The 16,443-nt window shown below is 51.8% G+C and carries 16 protein-coding genes and 1 tRNA gene; 5 read left to right on the top strand and 12 right to left on the bottom strand.

From position 1 onward, the window contains the following. Positions 1-88: 88 nt before the first annotated feature. From groL to P8S54_RS02800, 3 genes are all read right to left on the bottom strand, one after another. Positions 89-1,732, bottom strand: a complete 1,644-nt coding sequence (gene groL, locus P8S54_RS02810; RefSeq protein ID WP_281443130.1) for a chaperonin GroEL — start codon at positions 1,730-1,732, stop codon at positions 89-91. A 69-nt stretch (positions 1,733-1,801) separates the two neighbouring features. Then, positions 1,802-2,095, bottom strand: coding sequence for a co-chaperone GroES (locus tag P8S54_RS02805; RefSeq protein WP_009095313.1), 294 nt, complete (start codon positions 2,093-2,095; stop codon positions 1,802-1,804). A gap of 231 nt (positions 2,096-2,326) precedes the next feature. Further along, positions 2,327-2,812 carry an FxsA family protein gene (locus P8S54_RS02800; protein ID WP_281443129.1) on the bottom strand — a complete coding sequence of 162 codons (486 nt, stop codon included), beginning with the start codon at positions 2,810-2,812 and terminating at the stop codon, positions 2,327-2,329. Between the two features lie 278 nt (positions 2,813-3,090). Between P8S54_RS02800 and P8S54_RS02795 the strand changes: the two genes are divergently transcribed. After that, positions 3,091-3,852, top strand: a complete 762-nt coding sequence (locus P8S54_RS02795; protein WP_009095317.1) for an SDR family oxidoreductase — start codon at positions 3,091-3,093, stop codon at positions 3,850-3,852. Positions 3,853-3,931: 79 nt separating this feature from the next. Here P8S54_RS02795 and P8S54_RS02790 read toward each other — a convergent pair whose 3' ends face one another. The 3 genes from P8S54_RS02790 to P8S54_RS02780 form a co-directional block, all read right to left on the bottom strand. Next, a complete protein-coding gene (locus P8S54_RS02790) occupies positions 3,932-4,942 on the bottom strand; it encodes a hypothetical protein (protein ID WP_281443128.1) in 1,011 nt (336 codons plus the stop codon). 51 nt (positions 4,943-4,993) lie between these two features. Further along, on the bottom strand, positions 4,994-5,623 hold the full coding sequence (locus tag P8S54_RS02785; RefSeq protein WP_281443127.1) for a hypothetical protein: 630 nt from the start codon (positions 5,621-5,623) through the stop codon (positions 4,994-4,996). 161 nt (positions 5,624-5,784) lie between these two features. Then, positions 5,785-5,869: transfer RNA gene (locus P8S54_RS02780), tRNA-Leu, on the bottom strand. 451 nt (positions 5,870-6,320) lie between these two features. Between P8S54_RS02780 and P8S54_RS02775 the strand changes: the two genes are divergently transcribed. Both P8S54_RS02775 and P8S54_RS02770 read left to right on the top strand, forming a co-directional pair. Further along, complete coding sequence (locus P8S54_RS02775; protein ID WP_281443126.1) at positions 6,321-6,698, top strand: ComF family protein; 378 nt, start codon at positions 6,321-6,323, stop codon at positions 6,696-6,698. A 32-nt stretch (positions 6,699-6,730) separates the two neighbouring features. Further along, positions 6,731-7,705: a serine/threonine protein kinase gene (locus P8S54_RS02770; protein WP_281443125.1), complete on the top strand. Its 975-nt coding sequence runs from the start codon at positions 6,731-6,733 to the stop codon at positions 7,703-7,705. 40 nt (positions 7,706-7,745) lie between these two features. On the opposite strand, the gene P8S54_RS02765 is transcribed toward P8S54_RS02770, so the two are convergent. Continuing rightward, entirely contained in the window at positions 7,746-8,333 is a 588-nt protein-coding gene (locus P8S54_RS02765; protein ID WP_281443124.1) for a hypothetical protein, read from the bottom strand. A 341-nt stretch (positions 8,334-8,674) separates the two neighbouring features. Here P8S54_RS02765 and folE point away from each other — a divergent pair, with 341 nt between their 5' ends. Both folE and P8S54_RS02755 read left to right on the top strand, forming a co-directional pair. Next, a complete protein-coding gene (gene folE, locus P8S54_RS02760) occupies positions 8,675-9,226 on the top strand; it encodes a GTP cyclohydrolase I FolE (RefSeq protein ID WP_281443123.1) in 552 nt (183 codons plus the stop codon). 154 nt (positions 9,227-9,380) lie between these two features. Then, entirely contained in the window at positions 9,381-10,838 is a 1,458-nt protein-coding gene (locus P8S54_RS02755) for an NAD-dependent succinate-semialdehyde dehydrogenase (RefSeq protein WP_281443122.1), read from the top strand. Between the two features lie 92 nt (positions 10,839-10,930). On the opposite strand, the gene purH is transcribed toward P8S54_RS02755, so the two are convergent. The 5 genes from purH to accC form a co-directional block, all read right to left on the bottom strand. Beyond that, on the bottom strand, positions 10,931-12,529 hold the full coding sequence (purH, locus tag P8S54_RS02750) for a bifunctional phosphoribosylaminoimidazolecarboxamide formyltransferase/IMP cyclohydrolase (RefSeq protein WP_281443121.1): 1,599 nt from the start codon (positions 12,527-12,529) through the stop codon (positions 10,931-10,933). A 50-nt stretch (positions 12,530-12,579) separates the two neighbouring features. Beyond that, positions 12,580-12,903: a DNA-binding transcriptional regulator Fis gene (gene fis, locus P8S54_RS02745; protein WP_009095342.1), complete on the bottom strand. Its 324-nt coding sequence runs from the start codon at positions 12,901-12,903 to the stop codon at positions 12,580-12,582. Beyond that, positions 12,900-13,940, bottom strand: a complete 1,041-nt coding sequence (gene dusB / locus P8S54_RS02740) for a tRNA dihydrouridine synthase DusB (RefSeq protein ID WP_281443120.1) — start codon at positions 13,938-13,940, stop codon at positions 12,900-12,902. The genes fis and dusB overlap by 4 nt, the downstream gene beginning before the upstream one ends. Before the next feature lie 98 nt (positions 13,941-14,038). Beyond that, the gene (gene prmA / locus P8S54_RS02735) at positions 14,039-14,950 is read right to left on the bottom strand and encodes a 50S ribosomal protein L11 methyltransferase (protein ID WP_281443119.1); all 912 of its coding nucleotides are present in this window, start codon (positions 14,948-14,950) and stop codon (positions 14,039-14,041) included. 141 nt (positions 14,951-15,091) lie between these two features. Continuing rightward, positions 15,092-16,432: an acetyl-CoA carboxylase biotin carboxylase subunit gene (gene accC / locus P8S54_RS02730; RefSeq protein WP_281443118.1), complete on the bottom strand. Its 1,341-nt coding sequence runs from the start codon at positions 16,430-16,432 to the stop codon at positions 15,092-15,094. Positions 16,433-16,443: the final 11 nt, after the last annotated feature.

The following is a 16,443-nucleotide window of genomic DNA, read 5'->3' as shown; positions in this document are numbered from 1 at the left end:
ACTTTCCGGCTTGTTAAAATAAAAGAACCCCACACTTGGCGGGGTTCTTTACGACGTTGAACGTCAGAGCGATAGGCTCAGGGGTGCATCACATCATGCCGCCCATACCACCCATTCCGCCCATGCCACCCATATCAGGCGCGGCATCTTTCTCTTCTGGGTCTTCAGCGATCATGCACTCGGTGGTGATCATAAGACCTGCAACAGAACCAGCGGACTGCAGCGCAGTACGGGTAACTTTTGCCGGGTCTAGAACGCCCATTTCGAACAGGTCGCCAAACTCGCCAGTTTGTGCGTTATAACCAAAGTTGCCGGTTTCATCTTTCACACGGTTGATAACCACCGCGGGCTCTTCACCAGCGTTAGAAACGATTTGACGCAGCGGTGACTGCATAGCGCGTAGGGCCATGTTGATACCGTGGTTCTGGTCTTCGTTTTCGCCAGTCAGGCCTTGTACTTTGGCCATAACGCGAACCAGTGCAGTACCGCCGCCAGGTACAACACCTTCTTCAACGGCTGCACGCGTAGAGTGCAGCGCGTCTTCGACGCGGGCTTTCTTCTCTTTCATTTCTACTTCGGTGGCAGCCCCGACGCGGATAACAGCAACACCGCCTGCCAGTTTGGCAACGCGCTCTTGCAGCTTCTCTTTGTCGTAGTCAGAAGAGGTGTCTTCGATTTGCGCGCGGATCTGGTTAACGCGTGCTTCGATATCGCCTTCTGCACCAGCGCCATCAATGATGGTGGTGTTCTCTTTAGACATAGTCATACGCTTAGCGGTACCCAGGTGATCCAGGTTCGCTTGCTCAAGCGTCAGGCCTACTTCTTCAGAGATAACCGTGCCGTTAGTCAGGATGGCGATATCCTGCAGCATGGATTTGCGACGGTCGCCAAAGCCCGGTGCTTTAGCAGCGGCCACTTTAACGATACCGCGCATGTTGTTCACAACCAGCGTTGCCAGGGCTTCGCCTTCAATATCTTCAGCGATGATAGCCAGCGGCTTGCCTTGTTTAGCAACCGCTTCTAGTACAGGCAGTAGCTCGCGGATGTTGGAGATCTTTTTATCCACTATCAGGATGTAAGGATCTTCCAGTTCAACCGTCATGGTGTCCTGGTTGGTAACGAAGTAGGGCGAGAGGTAGCCGCGATCAAACTGCATACCTTCAACCACTTCCAGCTCGTCTTCAAAGCCACGGCCTTCATCAACAGTGATGACGCCTTCTTTACCGACTTTTTCCATCGCTTCAGCGATGATTTCACCGATGCGCTTGTCACCGTTAGCAGAGATAGTGCCTACCTGGGCAATCGACTTGGTGTCGGTGCAAGGTACAGACATCGCCTTGATTTCTTTAACGGCAGCGGCAACGGCTTGATCAATGCCGCGCTTAAGATCCATCGGGTTCATGCCCGCGGTTACGCCTTTCAGGCCTTCCGCGATAATGGCCTGAGCCAGAACAGTAGCAGTGGTGGTGCCGTCACCCGCAGCGTCAGAAGTCTGTGAAGCAACCTCTTTTACCATCTGTGCGCCCATGTTTTCGAACTTGTCTTTCAGCTCGATCTCTTTGGCAACAGAAACACCGTCTTTAGTAACGGTCGGAGAGCCAAACGACTTTTCCAGTACTACGTTACGGCCTTTCGGACCCAGGGTGACTTTTACTGCATTTGCCAGTACGTCAACACCACGCGCCATGCGTTTGCGGGCATCGTCTGAGAACTTAACTTGTTTAGCTGACATATTCGCTACTTCCTAAATTGAATATAAAATGTGAAAGTAAATAATCGAGGCGCTTAACGGCAGCAATGCTTAGCCTTCGACGACCGCTAAAATATCGGCTTCGCTCATGATCAAAACTTCTTCGCCGTCGATCTTCTGCTTCTCAACGCCGTAACCGTCTTTAAAAATAACGGTATCGCCAACTTTAACGTCTAGCGGGCGTACATCGCCGCTTTCAAGAATACGGCCGTTACCAACCGCCAGGATTTCGCCGCGCGTGGGTTTTTCCTGCGCGTTACCCGGTAGCACGATGCCGCCAGCGGTTTTCTGCTCTTCTTCTTTGCGGCGGATTACGACGCGATCGTGCAAAGGACGGATATTCATGCTCACGTTCTCCTGAGTATCGTCAAGCCTGTTGAGGCTATTAGCTTAAAATGAACTCTCGTGGACAAGTTGGCCGCGAGAAGTGAAGGCACGTTGCCTTCATGTTAATGGCGAGAGCATATGCTTTCGCCGAATTTGTCTGCTGCCTCAAAAGTGGGGGCTACCCAGAACCTTTCAAGGGGGCGACAAGAAAAAATTTGCGTATTAGCAATTTTCTTGCCTAATAAGCACTTAGTGCCGTCGAGAAGCGTCGTCCCGGCTAATGAAGTCGCCTTCAAGTGGTGTGTCCGGGTGCTCTGACTCTTGATCATGGCGTTGGCTTTGCCGCTGGTTAGAAGCGTTAGCTTGATACTGCTGTTTATGCACCGTTTTAAGCCCTAGCCAAGCAAGCCCTTTTAACATGAGTTGGCGAGCATTAGGCAATAGACAAGCGAGACCTAAGGCATCTGAAAGAAAACCGGGGGCCATCAGTAGTGCACCACCAAAAATTAGTGCCGCACCGGTGAGTAGCTCATTTGAAGGGATTTCACCTGCCTGCATTCGCTGACGTGCTCTGGCAAAGGTTGACACTCCCTCTTTACGAATAAGATGCAGTCCCACAAAACCGGTAACAATCACCAGCAGCAGCGTCGTCAGTAAGCCAATTTGACTACCAACGGAAAAAAGCAGCACAAAGTCGAGTAAGGTAAATAGCGATATAAAAATGAGAATGGGCATAATGCGCTCCATAACAGGCGTAATCGCTGGATATGGTGGCAGAAATACAAAAAACAAGCAGCTTTTAACAGCTTGGCTATGGGCAAGGGATTTTTAAGTACTCGATTTTTGGTGCAGCTTCTTCTATGCTGCAGTGCACAATTGTTTTTATAGCAGTCGCCCTAGGGGGCTGTTCTGAGTGAGGCATGTGTGTAGGTAGCTGTAAAAGTAGCTAGGACTAATTTTACAGCTAGGTTGTTACGCCAGTGCTTTAGAGTATCTTGTTGAAGGAGAGTGACATGCAGTTGACCGATAAAGTTATTGCTATTACTGGCGGTGCGCGCGGCTTGGGTTTTGCTACCGCTCAGCGGCTAGGCGCTCAGGGCGCGCGTTTGGCGCTACTCGACATGAGTGCTGAAGCGCTTGATGAGGCAGTCTCGTCGCTTTCGTCCCAGCATATTGATGCGCAGGCATTTGTGGTCAATGTTGCCGATGAAGCGTCGGTTCAAACGGCCTTCGCTGACATTGCGACTCGTATGGGTCCCGTGAGTGGTTGCGTTAATAATGCAGGTGTCACTGACGATGCACTGCTTATCAAAGCTAAAGATGGCAAGGTTGAAAAGCGGATGTCGTTGTCATCATGGCAAAAGGTGCTGGATGTTAATTTAACCGGGGTCTTCCTTTGTGGTCGTGAGGCAGCGACACAAATGGTAGAAGCAGGACATCAAGGCGTTATTGTCAATATTTCCAGTATTTCCCGTGCGGGTAACATGGGGCAAAGTAATTACGCCGCTGCGAAGGCAGGCATTCATGCGCTGACGGTAACTTGGGGTAAGGAGCTTGCCCGCTATGGCATTCGTGCGGGTACTGTGGCGCCCGGTTTTATTGCCACCGATATGACAGCCTCAATGCGTCCCGATATGCTGGAGAGAATTTCAGCCAGCGTGCCGCTAAAGCAGTTAGGTGAGCCAGATAATATTGCCCAGAGCGTTGCTTTTATTTTTGAGAATGATTACTTCACGGCGCGCATTATTGAGTGTGATGGCGGTCTGCGGATTTAATTGAATGGCAACCGTAATAAAACGCATTGGCAGGTCCTTGCCAATGCGTTTTGAGAAGAAGCAAAAGAAGCAAATAGCCCTAGAAATTGAAATAGTCGCGGTTAACTTCCCGCTGGAAGTACATCTCCAGACGCAGCGTCATTGCCCAGCGAGGGTCGTAGCTTACCTCACGCTGAAAGTGTAGCTCCGGGATGACATCGGCAAACAAGATGCCTTTATGCACGTCGCGGCGGTAACGGGTTTGGAGGTAATAATTGGTCATTCTAGGGTTGGACGCACTTTCACCAAGAGCGATAGCGGAGTAGCGCATGGCGCTGCGATTATTTAAGCGCTGATTGAGCTCTGCAATCTCACTGAACTCAAGGGTATCCTCCTCCTCGCGCCACTGGACAGTGGTGATAAAGCGTAAATGGCGGTTGTCGGAAAGCGGGCGACCGATATCCCATCGCGTGCGCGATGAGTAACCTTCATTGTTAAACCACGATAGACGGTTAGAGGATTCAAGCTGCCAGGGGCCTTCGCCTATACCCCACAATCTCTCGCTGGTGAGGCGTACATAGGGGTCAAGTGGAACCCTTAGGCGCACGCCCGCGCCAATGCGATTGCTCCAGTTCTCACGTTTGTCTCGTCTCTCTAGCCAGTCTAAGCCAAGCGTGGATGAGCGTCTGTCTCGCTGGTCATTATATAACCGTCCTGAGCCTTGATCAGCCAAAGTGCCTTGTGACTCTTCTGGGTCGCTCTCAATGATTAAGCGCAACCGCTCTTCGGTAGTGGGTAAGTCGATTCGATAACGTATGCTGACATCGCCGCTGGTGCCTTCACCCTCCATCCAATCAATTTCCTGACCAAGCCGAAGGTAGGATTCATTATTAACAGAGTTTGATTCATCGCCGCCAAAAAAGGCGTCAATATTGCGTGATGTGTTATCCACCCAGTTTCCCACGCGCGCACGAAAAGGCTCTACCTGCTCTTCCGCCCACTCGGGTAAGTCGCTGTCAGCTTCGTCGCCATAGGCATTGGTTTCACCATGGGCATTTGTCGCTAATACAGTGAAAAAGCCAAGCCAGCAGTAAGTTATTATTTTTTGCATCGAGCGGTCTCAATAGTAGCGTGAATCGGTGCCTTGACTTAAAAGTGAAGCCTATTGTGCTTTATGGGTTTCAATCTCTTTTGCCCATTCCAGAACTCGCTTGCGTTGTCTGCGACCATTGAGTCGGACTGTGTCCACGCTGGCTGGCGTAAGCTGGCGGTTTGGTTCTGTGTCTAGATCAAGGCTGAAGCTGCGTGAAGCACCTACCGGCATGTCTTCAGAGCCATAAATAGCAATGACGCGAATGTCGAGTTGAATATTGTGCCCATGCAGCACTTCATCATCGATTTTCCAGTGCTGTTTAACTTGGTTCACGATGTTTCCGAATGACTGAATATGCAGATAGTCGCCGGAGGCAAGCGGGCCTTGGTGGGTACGATAGCTGACGTCTTGATCCTCGTCGCTCTGCTGCTGATACTCCACTACGTCGAGTGAGTATCGGCCCTGTTGGGTGTGAAGCACAGCCACCACGTGTTGAATATAGATAGCTTCATTGCTCATGTTGCTGATTAAGCAAAGGGCTTCAGTACCAATTCCTTTACCCCGATTAATAATGATTCGAGGTCGCCGTTGGCGAATATAGCCGTTATAGAGCAGTTGAGCATAAAATATCCACACTAATAGCGTGCATACACTGGCAACGGCAGAAATTGCCTGGGCATTGTCGCTAAGCCATTCCATTGGATGAGATCCTTCTCACTACACTGGTAAAAAGCATGGCTATTAACTTAGCCTAAAAGTGAGTCTCAGTCAGTAGCTTAGAAAAATTAAGAAGAGACAAAAGTGAGAAGCAAAAAAAATTCGGTCAGCCGATGGCTACCGAATTGATTTGAAGCTTAAATTGGTGCGGATGGGGAGACTCGAACTCCCACACCTTACGGCACTAGAACCTAAATCTAGCGTGTCTACCAATTCCACCACATCCGCTGAAGACGAGACGCATATTAACAGCTTCTTTGTTAATGTCAACACTTTGAGTATTGTGGTCTCTCACTAGTGACGTGGGTTGGGTATGCATCTGACGCGATGGCTACATAACAAGCTTAATAGGACAGCGGTCAAATCAAGCCAATGGCTTCGCGTTGGGCTGCCAGGCTATTGTGCTTTTTGCCTAGCTCCTGGAGCTGCCGGCAGAGGTTGGTGCTGGGAGTGCTTTAACGACCTCCCGTGGAACAGTGCTGGGTGTCTGCAATGTAAAGAACCACTGAGCAGCACACCGTTACACAAGCCCCAGGCCCTATGCGGTCACTGTTTAACGAATCCGCCTGCTTTTAGGGCCACAACAGCCGAGTTGCTATATCAGGGGCCTGTCATAGAGCTGCTCCACGATTTTAAATTTAATGCTTCTCCCCGTGCAGGAAATCTACTAGTAGAGCTGATGCTAGCTAACACGCCAGCTTCGTTAGGTAGTGTACTGCTTCCAGTACCTATGTTTCCTGCCCGTGCTCGGGAGCGAGGCTTCAACCAAGCGCATTGGCTAGCCAGCCAACTTGGGCGTCGGTTGGCGCTGCCCGTTGCTAGCGCCTCAAGTATTAAACATTTGCCTTCACAGCGCTCATTAAATCGCCGCCAGCGAATGGCAAATATGATGGGTGCCTTTAGCGTCGCAACATCACTCCCATCTCATGTGACGATTGTTGATGATGTGGTAACAACGGGGGCCACTGGGCACGCGTTGGCGATTGCTGCGCTGAAGGCTGGTGCTGAGCGAGTAGATATATGGAGCGCTGCCCGTACGCCATTGGATAAGAGTTGATAGAATGAGGCTTTCTTTCCAAGGAGCGGTCTATGTCGCATCCATTTAACGCACTATCGCCAGACCTCGTGATGTCTGCCGCCGAGTCCATAGGAGTTTGGCCTGCTGGCGAGCCGTTTGCGCTTAATAGCTACGAAAATCGTGTGTTAATGTTTCGCGATGATGAGGGTGGTCGCTGGATAGTTAAGTTCTATCGTCCTGGTCGTTGGAGTAACGAAGCGATTCAAGAAGAGCACGATTTCTTGCAGGAGCTATATCAGGCTAATGTGCCAGTTGTTGCTCCATGGAGAGACAGCCAAGGCCGCTCACTGCATGAGTTTCAAGAGTTTCGGTTTGCCTTGTTCCCTCAATGCGCAGGTCAAGCGCCTGAATTAGATAATCCTTCGCATCTTTTTGCTCTGGGTGAAGCGCTTGGCAGCCTTCATAAAGTGGCGAGTAAAAAAGCGTTTCAATACCGTCGTGAGTTGCATTTTGAGCGCGATATTGTTGAAGCGGAAGCGCACGTATTAGCGAGCGAGAGGCTTAATAAACACCAGCGGCGTGCCTACCAGCAGGTAATCCAAAAAATTCTTCGTCAGCTAGGTGGAGGGACTGTTGAGGCCGCGCCGATGATACGCACTCATGGCGATTGTCATTTAGGGAATGTGCTGGGTAGGGACGGGGTGTTTACGCTAGTTGATTTTGACGACTGCATTATGGCGCCGGCTATCCAAGATATTTGGATGTTGTTACCGGTGAGTGACCCCAATAGCTGGCGCGCGCAATTAAGCGAACTTGTTGAGGGTTACGAAGAGACGCTGCCGTTTCCGCATAAACAAATGTCGCTGATTGAACCGTTAAGAGCTTATCGTTTGATTCGCCATACTGCATGGTTGGTCTCCCGCTGGGACGACCCTGCATTTCCCCGCGCATTTCCCTGGTTGGCAGAAAGCGGTTATTGGGATCAACACATTCGACAGCTTGAACAGCAGTGCTTGCAGTTAGAGAAGCCTATTTGGCTGGCCTAGGCACGTCATTTATAGGTGCGCTAGGCCAGCAGCTGTTAGGTTATTCCGTCGCTGTTGAAGTGGCGTTGCTACCTTCACTGGGGGATGGGCGATCAGCAGGTATAGGGTTGGCGACGCCTTCGCCATTAGCCTGTCGGCGGGCAGCGTTAATTTCTGCTGATGGATTGTCTTGTGCAGAAATGCTGACGCTTTCATCAAGCGTTAAAATGAATGCATCACCTGGGTTAAGGGTGCACGCTGTGTCGTCGCACGCTAGCCCGTACTGGCCGTCTTCCGAGTAGGCGCTGGCTTTAAAGGTGCCTGAGTAAATAGCGCTTTCGGCATCATCGGTTTCAATACAGGTAGCATCTTGGGTAGTAATCCGGATGCGGTTACCGCTTAACTGCGCATTCGCTACCAGAATGCAGTACTCGGGTAGCTCATGAGTGGCGCTATTTACAGGCGCGGGGTGCAACAAAATATCTGCTTTACGAGCTTGGTCTTCGCTCAGGCGGAGGTCTTCAATGACTTCAACACCAATACTAGCGCCACTAGGCAGAGTCAGAGAGGCATCTGCTGCTTGAAGAGGTGCAGCTAATGCTGAACCAATTAGGGTAGTTAACCAAAAAGACGTTGACTTAAATGACATGTAGAGTGCTCTCAGATTTGACGCTGCGGTTAAAGCAAAAATAGTGATTAATCATAGCACAGCTCAAATAGACACGAACGGGGGAGCGCGGCACTCTGCCACAGTGGTGCTAGGTACGTTAAAATAAGCCAAGACGCGGCTTTTAGTTGTACAAAAGTTATTTTAAGGTATATTTTTTGTATATGAGTGGCGTGAAAACGTATTACGCGGCTTGTAAGTATTTGTTTAAAAATATTTGTTTACGAGCATTAGGTTGCAACTAATAGTTTGTGCGCATCATGACTCACAAGCGCGACAACAGCGCTTAAAAGAGAGTACGCACAGTTTGTATGAGGCTTAACATGACTGACGACATCGCCCAAAACTACCGCCAAATTATTACTGCTCTAGGAGAGAATCCAGAGCGTGAAGGGCTACGTGATACGCCCAAGCGGGCGGCAAAAGCCATGCAGTTTTTAACAGCAGGGTACCGGCAGTCGCTCGAAGAAATAGTGAATGGCGCAGTGTTTGAATCTCAGACCGATGAAATGGTACTGGTGAAAGATATCGAACTCTACTCGATGTGTGAGCACCACCTGCTGCCATTTATTGGTAAATGTCATATCGCTTACTTACCCAACGGCAAAGTGCTTGGGCTTTCCAAATTTGCTCGGATTGTTGATATGTTTGCAAGGCGTATGCAAATTCAGGAAAACCTTACCCGTGAAATTGCAGAAACCGTGCAGCAAGTCACTCAAGCCAGAGGGGTTGCCGTGGTCATTGAGGCGCGCCACTTATGCATGATGATGCGAGGCGTTGAGAAGCAAAATTCAAGCATGACATCGTCGGTAATGCTGGGCGGTTTTCGTGCTAATCAGGCTACCCGCCAAGAGTTTTTAACGCTGATTAGTTGAGTGGGCTGTTATGCAGTGCTCAACCCAGGCTTCTGTGCCTTTTTTTGGAACTAGCGTCTGCGTTGTTGCCAAACACTTGGTCAAATGTGCTTTTTCGTCTTAGCATGAAGGGGTTTATGAGCCTGCGAGGCCATCATTTGGTCAGGAGTCTGTCATGGAAGCGCTGAAAGAGACACAGCTGTATTGCCCTTTTGCCTATATCGACGGCAGCTGGGTGGCCGCAGACAGCGGTGAGCAGATCAACGTTATTAATCCGGCAACCGGCGAACCGGTTGGCGATATCCCGCGATTAGGCAAAGCTGAAACAGAACGCGCCATTGATGCGGCGGACGCCGCATTGCCCGCCTGGCGAGCATTAACCGCTCAGGAGCGTGCTGACCTATTACTCAAGTGGCATGATTTAATGCTTGAGCACCAGCATGATCTGGCACTGCTAATGACCTATGAGCAGGGCAAACCTTTAAAAGAATCAGAAGGCGAGATTGCATACGCCGCGAGTTTTTTGCGCTGGTTTGCCGAAGAAGCGAGGCGTGTTTATGGTGAAACCATCCCTGCAGCTAAGGCTAATCAGCGGATCGTGGTCACCAAGCAGCCGGTAGGCGTAGTGGGTGCTATTACACCGTGGAACTTCCCGGCGGCGATGATAACGCGTAAGGCTGGAGCTGCTCTGGCCGCAGGTTGTACTATCGTGGTCAAGCCTGCCAGTCAAACACCATTTTCGGCTACCGCGCTGGCGCTGCTTGCTGAGCGAGCAGGTATACCCCGTGGTGTTTTCAACGTTGTGCCGGGTAATGCGTCTGAAATAGCCAAAGCACTGACGCAGTCGCCTAAAGTGCGCAAAATTACCTTTACGGGTTCCACTGAGGTCGGGCGTAAGCTGATGGCCCAGGCAGCTGAGCATGTTCAAAAAATATCGCTAGAGCTGGGCGGTAACGCACCGTTTATTGTTTTTGAAGATGCTGATCTTGATGCTGCGGTTGAAGGTGCAATGGCGGCTAAGTTTCGCAACGCCGGCCAAACCTGTGTGTGTACTAACCGTTTTCTAGTTCAGTCCAGCGTGATTAACGCTTTCTGCGAAAAGCTTGCGGTGGCGATGAACAGTGAGCTTCGAGTAGGGGATGGCACTAAATCCGGTGTTAATATCGGTCCGTTGATTGACGAAAATGCGGTAAAAAAAGTCAGTGAACACGTACAGGATGCGGTTGATAAGGGCGCAGAGCTGTTGCTGGGCGGTCATCCGCACCCGTTAGGTGGCAACTTTTTCACCCCCACACTGATAAGCTTTGCGACCGATACAATGAAAGTGGCTCATGAAGAAACCTTCGGTCCGCTAGCAGCCGTGTTTCCGTTTGATGACGAAGAGACCGCCATCGAAATGGCTAACGACACTGAGTATGGCTTAGCGTCCTACTTTTATTCGCGCGACCTAGCGCGGGTATGGCGCGTTGCTGAGGCGCTTGAGTATGGCATGGTGGGTATTAACACTGGGCTTATTTCCAATGCAGCAGCGCCGTTTGGTGGGGTAAAAGCCTCTGGCCTTGGCCGCGAAGGCGGGCACCAGGGCTTAGAAGAGTATTTGGAAACTAAATACCTCTGTATTGATCTAGGCTAACTGCTCTCGTCAGGTCCTTTTAAGATGACAATAAAAAACCCCCATTGGCGCCGTGCCAACGGGGGTTTTCGTTTTACAAGAAAGGATGGTACTTAGTGGCGGAAGTGGCGCATACCGGTAAATACCATCGCAATGCCCGCTTCGTTAGCGGCATCAATCACTTCCTGGTCACGCATCGAGCCACCGGGCTGAATAACGGCGGTAATGCCTGCTTCAGCGGCGGCGTCGATACCATCGCGGAAGGGAAAGAATGCGTCAGACGCCATGACTGAGCCAGGAACCGAAAACCCTTCATCGGCTGCTTTAATACCGGCAATTTTAGCTGAGTAAACCCGGCTCATTTGGCCAGCACCAACGCCAACAGTTTGTCCAGCTTTTGCGTACACAATGGCGTTGGATTTAACGAATTTAGCCACTCGCCAAGCAAACGCTAGGTCACGTAGCTCCTGTTCTGAGGGCGCACGTTCGCTGACGACGGTTAACTCTTCACGGGTCACCATGCCCTGATCGCGTTCCTGAACCAGCAGGCCGCCATTAACGCGTTTGAAATCAAATGCTGGCTGCTGTTCACCGGGCCAGTGAGCGCTAACATCCAAAAGGCGCACATTCTGTTTTTCAGCCACAATGGCAGCTGCCTCATTGCTAACGCCGGGTGCAATAATCACTTCTACAAACTGACGGTCGATAATGGCTCGTGCGGTCGCAGCGTCTAGCGCCACATTGAAGGCGATGATGCCGCCAAACGCGCTGGTGGGGTCGGTAGCAAACGCCTTGTCGTAGGCTTCCAAGGTGCTTGCACCAATGGCTACGCCACAGGGGTTGGCATGCTTGACGATAACGCAGGCCGTTTCATCAAACGCTTTTACGCACTCAAAGGCGGCATCGGTATCAGCCACATTATTAAAAGAGAGCGGCTTGCCTTGCAGTGTTTTTGCAGTGGCAACGCTTGGTTCGCTTGCGGTCGGGTCAACGTAAAATGCCGCTTGCTGATGGGGGTTTTCCCCGTAGCGCATATCCTGCTTTTTATGTAACTGCAGATTGAAAGTGCGAGCGAAGGAAGCATCTTCGCTGCGTACTTTGCGGCCTAGATAGTCGGCGATGGCACCGTCATAACCTGCCGTATGTTCAAACGCCTTAACGGCAAGATCAAAGCGGGTTTCAGCGCTTACCTGGCCATTGTGGTGAGAAAGTTCACCTATAACGCGTGCATAGTCATCCGCGTTCACCACAATCGTCGTGAAGGCATGGTTTTTTGCGCAGGCGCGCACCATTGTGGGTCCGCCAATATCGATGTTTTCGATAGCGTCTTCTAACGTGCAGTCAGGGTTGGCTACGGTGGCGGCAAAGGGGTATAGGTTAACCACGACCATATCGATTGGCGTAATATCGTTCTCTGCCATCACCGCGTCGTCTTGGCCACGGCGAGCAAGAATGCCGCCGTGAATTTTGGGGTGTAGCGTCTTAACCCGGCCATCCATAATTTCGGGAAAGCCGGTGTGCTCAGACACTTCTTTTACCGGTATGCTGTTTTCTTGCAGCAGGCGAAACGTGCCACCCGTAGAAAGTAGCTCTACACCGTTTTGGCTCAAGCCACGGGCAAATTCAACAATGCCGGTTTTGTCAGATACGCTCAGGAGTGCGCGGCGAACGGGAGTTACATTGTTACCAGCTTTAAGAGTGCTATCAGCCATGAGAGTGCTCGTGTGCAGGGTCGAGAGTTAAAAACTAATAACGCCCCGTATTAGGGGGCGTCACCTTCAATGAGTCCGTACTGTTTCAGCTTCTTGCGCAGCGTGCCGCGATTTAAGCCCAGTACGTCGGCAGCGCGGGTCTGGTTGCCATCGGTATGTTCCATAACACAGGCAAGAAGTGGCGCCTCTACTTCGGCCATCACCATGGCATACAGGTCAGTTGCCTGACTGCCATCGAGATGCTCGAAGTAACGACGCATAGCGGTTTCAACCGCCTCTCTTAGCGGTTGAGGCGGCGTTGTGGTAGCAGGATCCGCCAGCGTGCCGGAGAGCTGTGGAGAAAATTCGCTGGAAAGCAGGTCGCGTTCGGTCATGCAGCATGGCTTCCTTTGGCTAGCAGACGCTCTGCAGCGTCATGCGTCATGGCATTGTTAATCCACTCAAACTGCGAATCAGGCGAGCTAAGCGCATTAAATTGTTGTTTTAGCATGCGGCGTTGATGGTCAGAAAAACGCTGATCATCATTGACGTACCAGCCAACATGCTTACGTGCGATGCGAACACCCATGGTCTCGCCGTAAAATGTGTGCAGGGCGCCCACGTGTTCGGCAAGCACTTGGCAGCGCTCGGTCAAGCTAGGGGAGGCGAGCCGCTCGCCGTGGGTCAAATAGTAATTAATTTCTTGAAATATCCACGGATTGCCCTGGGCGCCGCGACCTATCATGACCGCATCGGCTCCGGTATAGCAAAGCACGTCATGGGCTTTTTCGGGACTGGTAATGTCGCCATTGGCGAATACGGGTATCGAAAGGCGCGACTTAATGTCCGCTATCGTGTCGTACTCTGCCCAACCAGTATAGCGCTGCTCCCGGTGGCGTCCATGTACCGCTAACGCTTGAATGCCTGCTGACTCTGCCAGTTGAGCGATGCGCAGGCCATTATTTGATTCAGCGCACCAGCCCGTGCGGATTTTAAGCGTCACTGGAATATCTACTGCAGCGACTACCGCTTCTAGTATCTCTGCCACTAACGCTTCATCTCGCATCAGGGCAGAACCCGCTGCTTTGTTGCAGACCTTTTTTGCTGGGCAGCCCATGTTGATATCAATCACCTGCGCGCCTAGTTCAGCGTTGAGTCGCGCCGCATGGGCAAGCATGTCAGCATCGCCGCCGGCAATCTGCACCACACGCGGGGCTGGTTCGCCCTGGTGATCCATACGCAGCTGAGACTTACGGGTATGCCACAGCGATGGGTCGGCGGTGACCATCTCGCCCACTACCCAACCAGCACCAAGCCGTCGGCAAAGCTGTCGAAAGGGACGGTCGGTAACGCCTGCCATGGGCGCCAGTATTACCTGATTAGGCATCTGGTAAGGCCCAATCTTCGGGGGGTGAGTCGTCAGTAGAGTCATAGTGCTGCGTTGTGGGCCTGCATGAAATCGACGGGTAGGCGTTTCAAGGGGGCGTATGATACGCCTACTCGGCGATGGGGTGAAGGCCGAAAGCGCGATTAAGCCGGTCGCATTCCAGATAAGCGTACCCAGCCTTCACGAATAATCGGCTCTTCCATGATGAGCCCTTGAGCTTGGTAGGCTTCTAGCACGTCGTTGGCTTGGTTAGCTAAAATGCCGGATAGGGCAAGATGCCCGCCTGGGGCAACGTGGCCAGCAATCATTGGAGATAGCTCAACCAGAGGGCCTGCCAGTATGTTTGCAGTAACAACGGGATAGGGGCCGTCCGTTAACTGTTCGGGGTAGTAAAGCGCTAGCTGCTGATCATTGATGTGGTTGCGTTCGGCGTTATCCCGGCTCGCTTGAAGTGCCTGGGGGTCGATGTCAGTGGCATCGGCATGGGCTGCGCCTAATTTTAGCGCTGCGATCGCAAGTATTCCTGAGCCGCAGCCCACATCCAATACCCTTTTATCGTGTAGCTGTCCGGCAACGGCTAGGCTGTCCAGCCATTCCAGGCAGAGTGCCGTGGTGGGGTGAGTGCCGGTGCCGAAGGCGAGTCCGGGATCTAGAATCAGGTTGACGGCGTCGGCTTCTGGCGGCTCATGCCAGCTAGGGACAATCCAGAGTCGCTCACCCATTTTCAATGGAGTGAAATCATCCATCCACTCTCTTTCCCAGTCCCGGTCAGCAAGTAGCTCATATTCGATCATTGGGCAGGGGTCGCTGGGCAATTGCTCTGCCCATGCTGCCTCAATTCGCCCTAACATTTCGTGAATGCCTTCTAGATCGTCGTATAGGCCGGTTAATATTGTGTCCTGCCACAGCGGTGTTGTGCCTCTTTCTGGCTCGAAAACAGGGTTGTCATGGGCATCTTGTAGGCCGATGGCGGTGGCGCCTTCTGCTAGCAGTAGCTCTTCGAGCAGGTCCGCTTGCTCGGGGGCGACGTGAGCTTTGAGTTGAAGCCAGGGCATGGGGATCTCCGCTGCATGGAATAGCAATTCGTTGAGAAAGGTTAGAACGTTATAAACAGCAACGGGGTGGCTTTAGCCACCCCGCTTAGCAGTACGTACCTAGTGCTACCGGCCTAGATGTTGCCAGTGTCTTGGGTTGTGTTAGCTGCTGAGCTTCTTCTCAAGGTAGTGGATGTTGACACCGCCTTGGCGGAAGTAGCTGTCACGGACGAGGTCTTTCTGCAGGTCGATGTTGGTTTTAATACCTTCGACCAATAGTTCGTCGAGTGCATTACGCATCCGCGTTAAGGCGATTTCGCGATCTTCTCCCCATGTGATCAGCTTGCCGATCAGTGAATCATAGTGAGGAGGAACGGTGTAGCCGGTGTAGATGTGCGAGTCCATGCGAACGCCAAGACCGCCGGGAGAGTGATACAGCGTTACTTTACCCGGTGAAGGCATAAAGGTGCGCGAGTCTTCAGCATTAATCCGACACTCAAAGGAGTGACCGGAAAGCTTCACATCTTCCTGGCGGATTGAAAGTGGCAAGCCAGAAGCAATGCGTAGCTGCTCTTTGACGATATCCACGCCGGTCACCATCTCGGTCACCGGGTGCTCTACCTGAACGCGGGTGTTCATCTCAATAAAGAAATACTCGCCATCTTCGTATAAGAATTCGAAGGTGCCTGCGCCGCGGTAATTAATCTTGATACACGCTTGGCGGCACGCTTCAAGCACCTGGGCGCGGGCTTCAGGATCAAGTCCGGGCGCTGGGGCTTCTTCCAATACTTTTTGGTGACGACGCTGTAGCGAGCAGTCGCGGTCATAAAGATGAATCGCGTTACCCTGGCCATCAGCAAGCACTTGAACTTCAACATGGCGCGGCTTTTCAAGGAATTTTTCCATGTAGACCGTGCCGTCGCCAAAGGCGGCGTGTGCTTCTGTGCGGGTTACCGTAATGGCTGACAGCAAATGGCCTTCGGTATGCACTACGCGCATGCCGCGACCGCCGCCACCCGAAGCTGCTTTGATGATCACCGGATAGCCAATTCTACGTGCCGTGGCTAAATTGGTGGCGTCATCGTCGCCTAGGGGGCCGTCTGAGCCGGGCACTGTGGGAACGCCAGCTTCCTTCATCGACTGAATGGCGCTGACTTTGTCACCCATGAGGCGGATCGTTTCAGCGCGCGGGCCAATAAAGGTAAAGCCAGAGCGTTCTACCTGTTCAGCAAAGTTGGCATTTTCCGAGAGAAAGCCATAGCCCGGGTGAATGGCGGTTGAATCGGTGACTTCTGCAGCGCTAATCAACGCTGGAATATTCAAATAAGATTGCGCTGAGGGAGCGGGGCCAATACACACCGCTTCATCAGCAAGCCGAACGTGCATTAATTCACGGTCAGCTTTGGAGTGTACCGCAACGGTTTTGATCCCTAGCTCTTTACAGGCCCGAAGAATACGTAGGGCAATCTCGCCGCGGTTCGCGATAAGTACCTTGTCCAGCATGGGAGAATCCA

Origin of the sequence: Halomonas sp. M1, assembly GCF_029581375.1 — a bacterium.
Lineage (GTDB): Bacteria > Pseudomonadota > Gammaproteobacteria > Pseudomonadales > Halomonadaceae > Vreelandella.
This window is presented reverse-complemented; position numbering and strand designations above follow the sequence as displayed.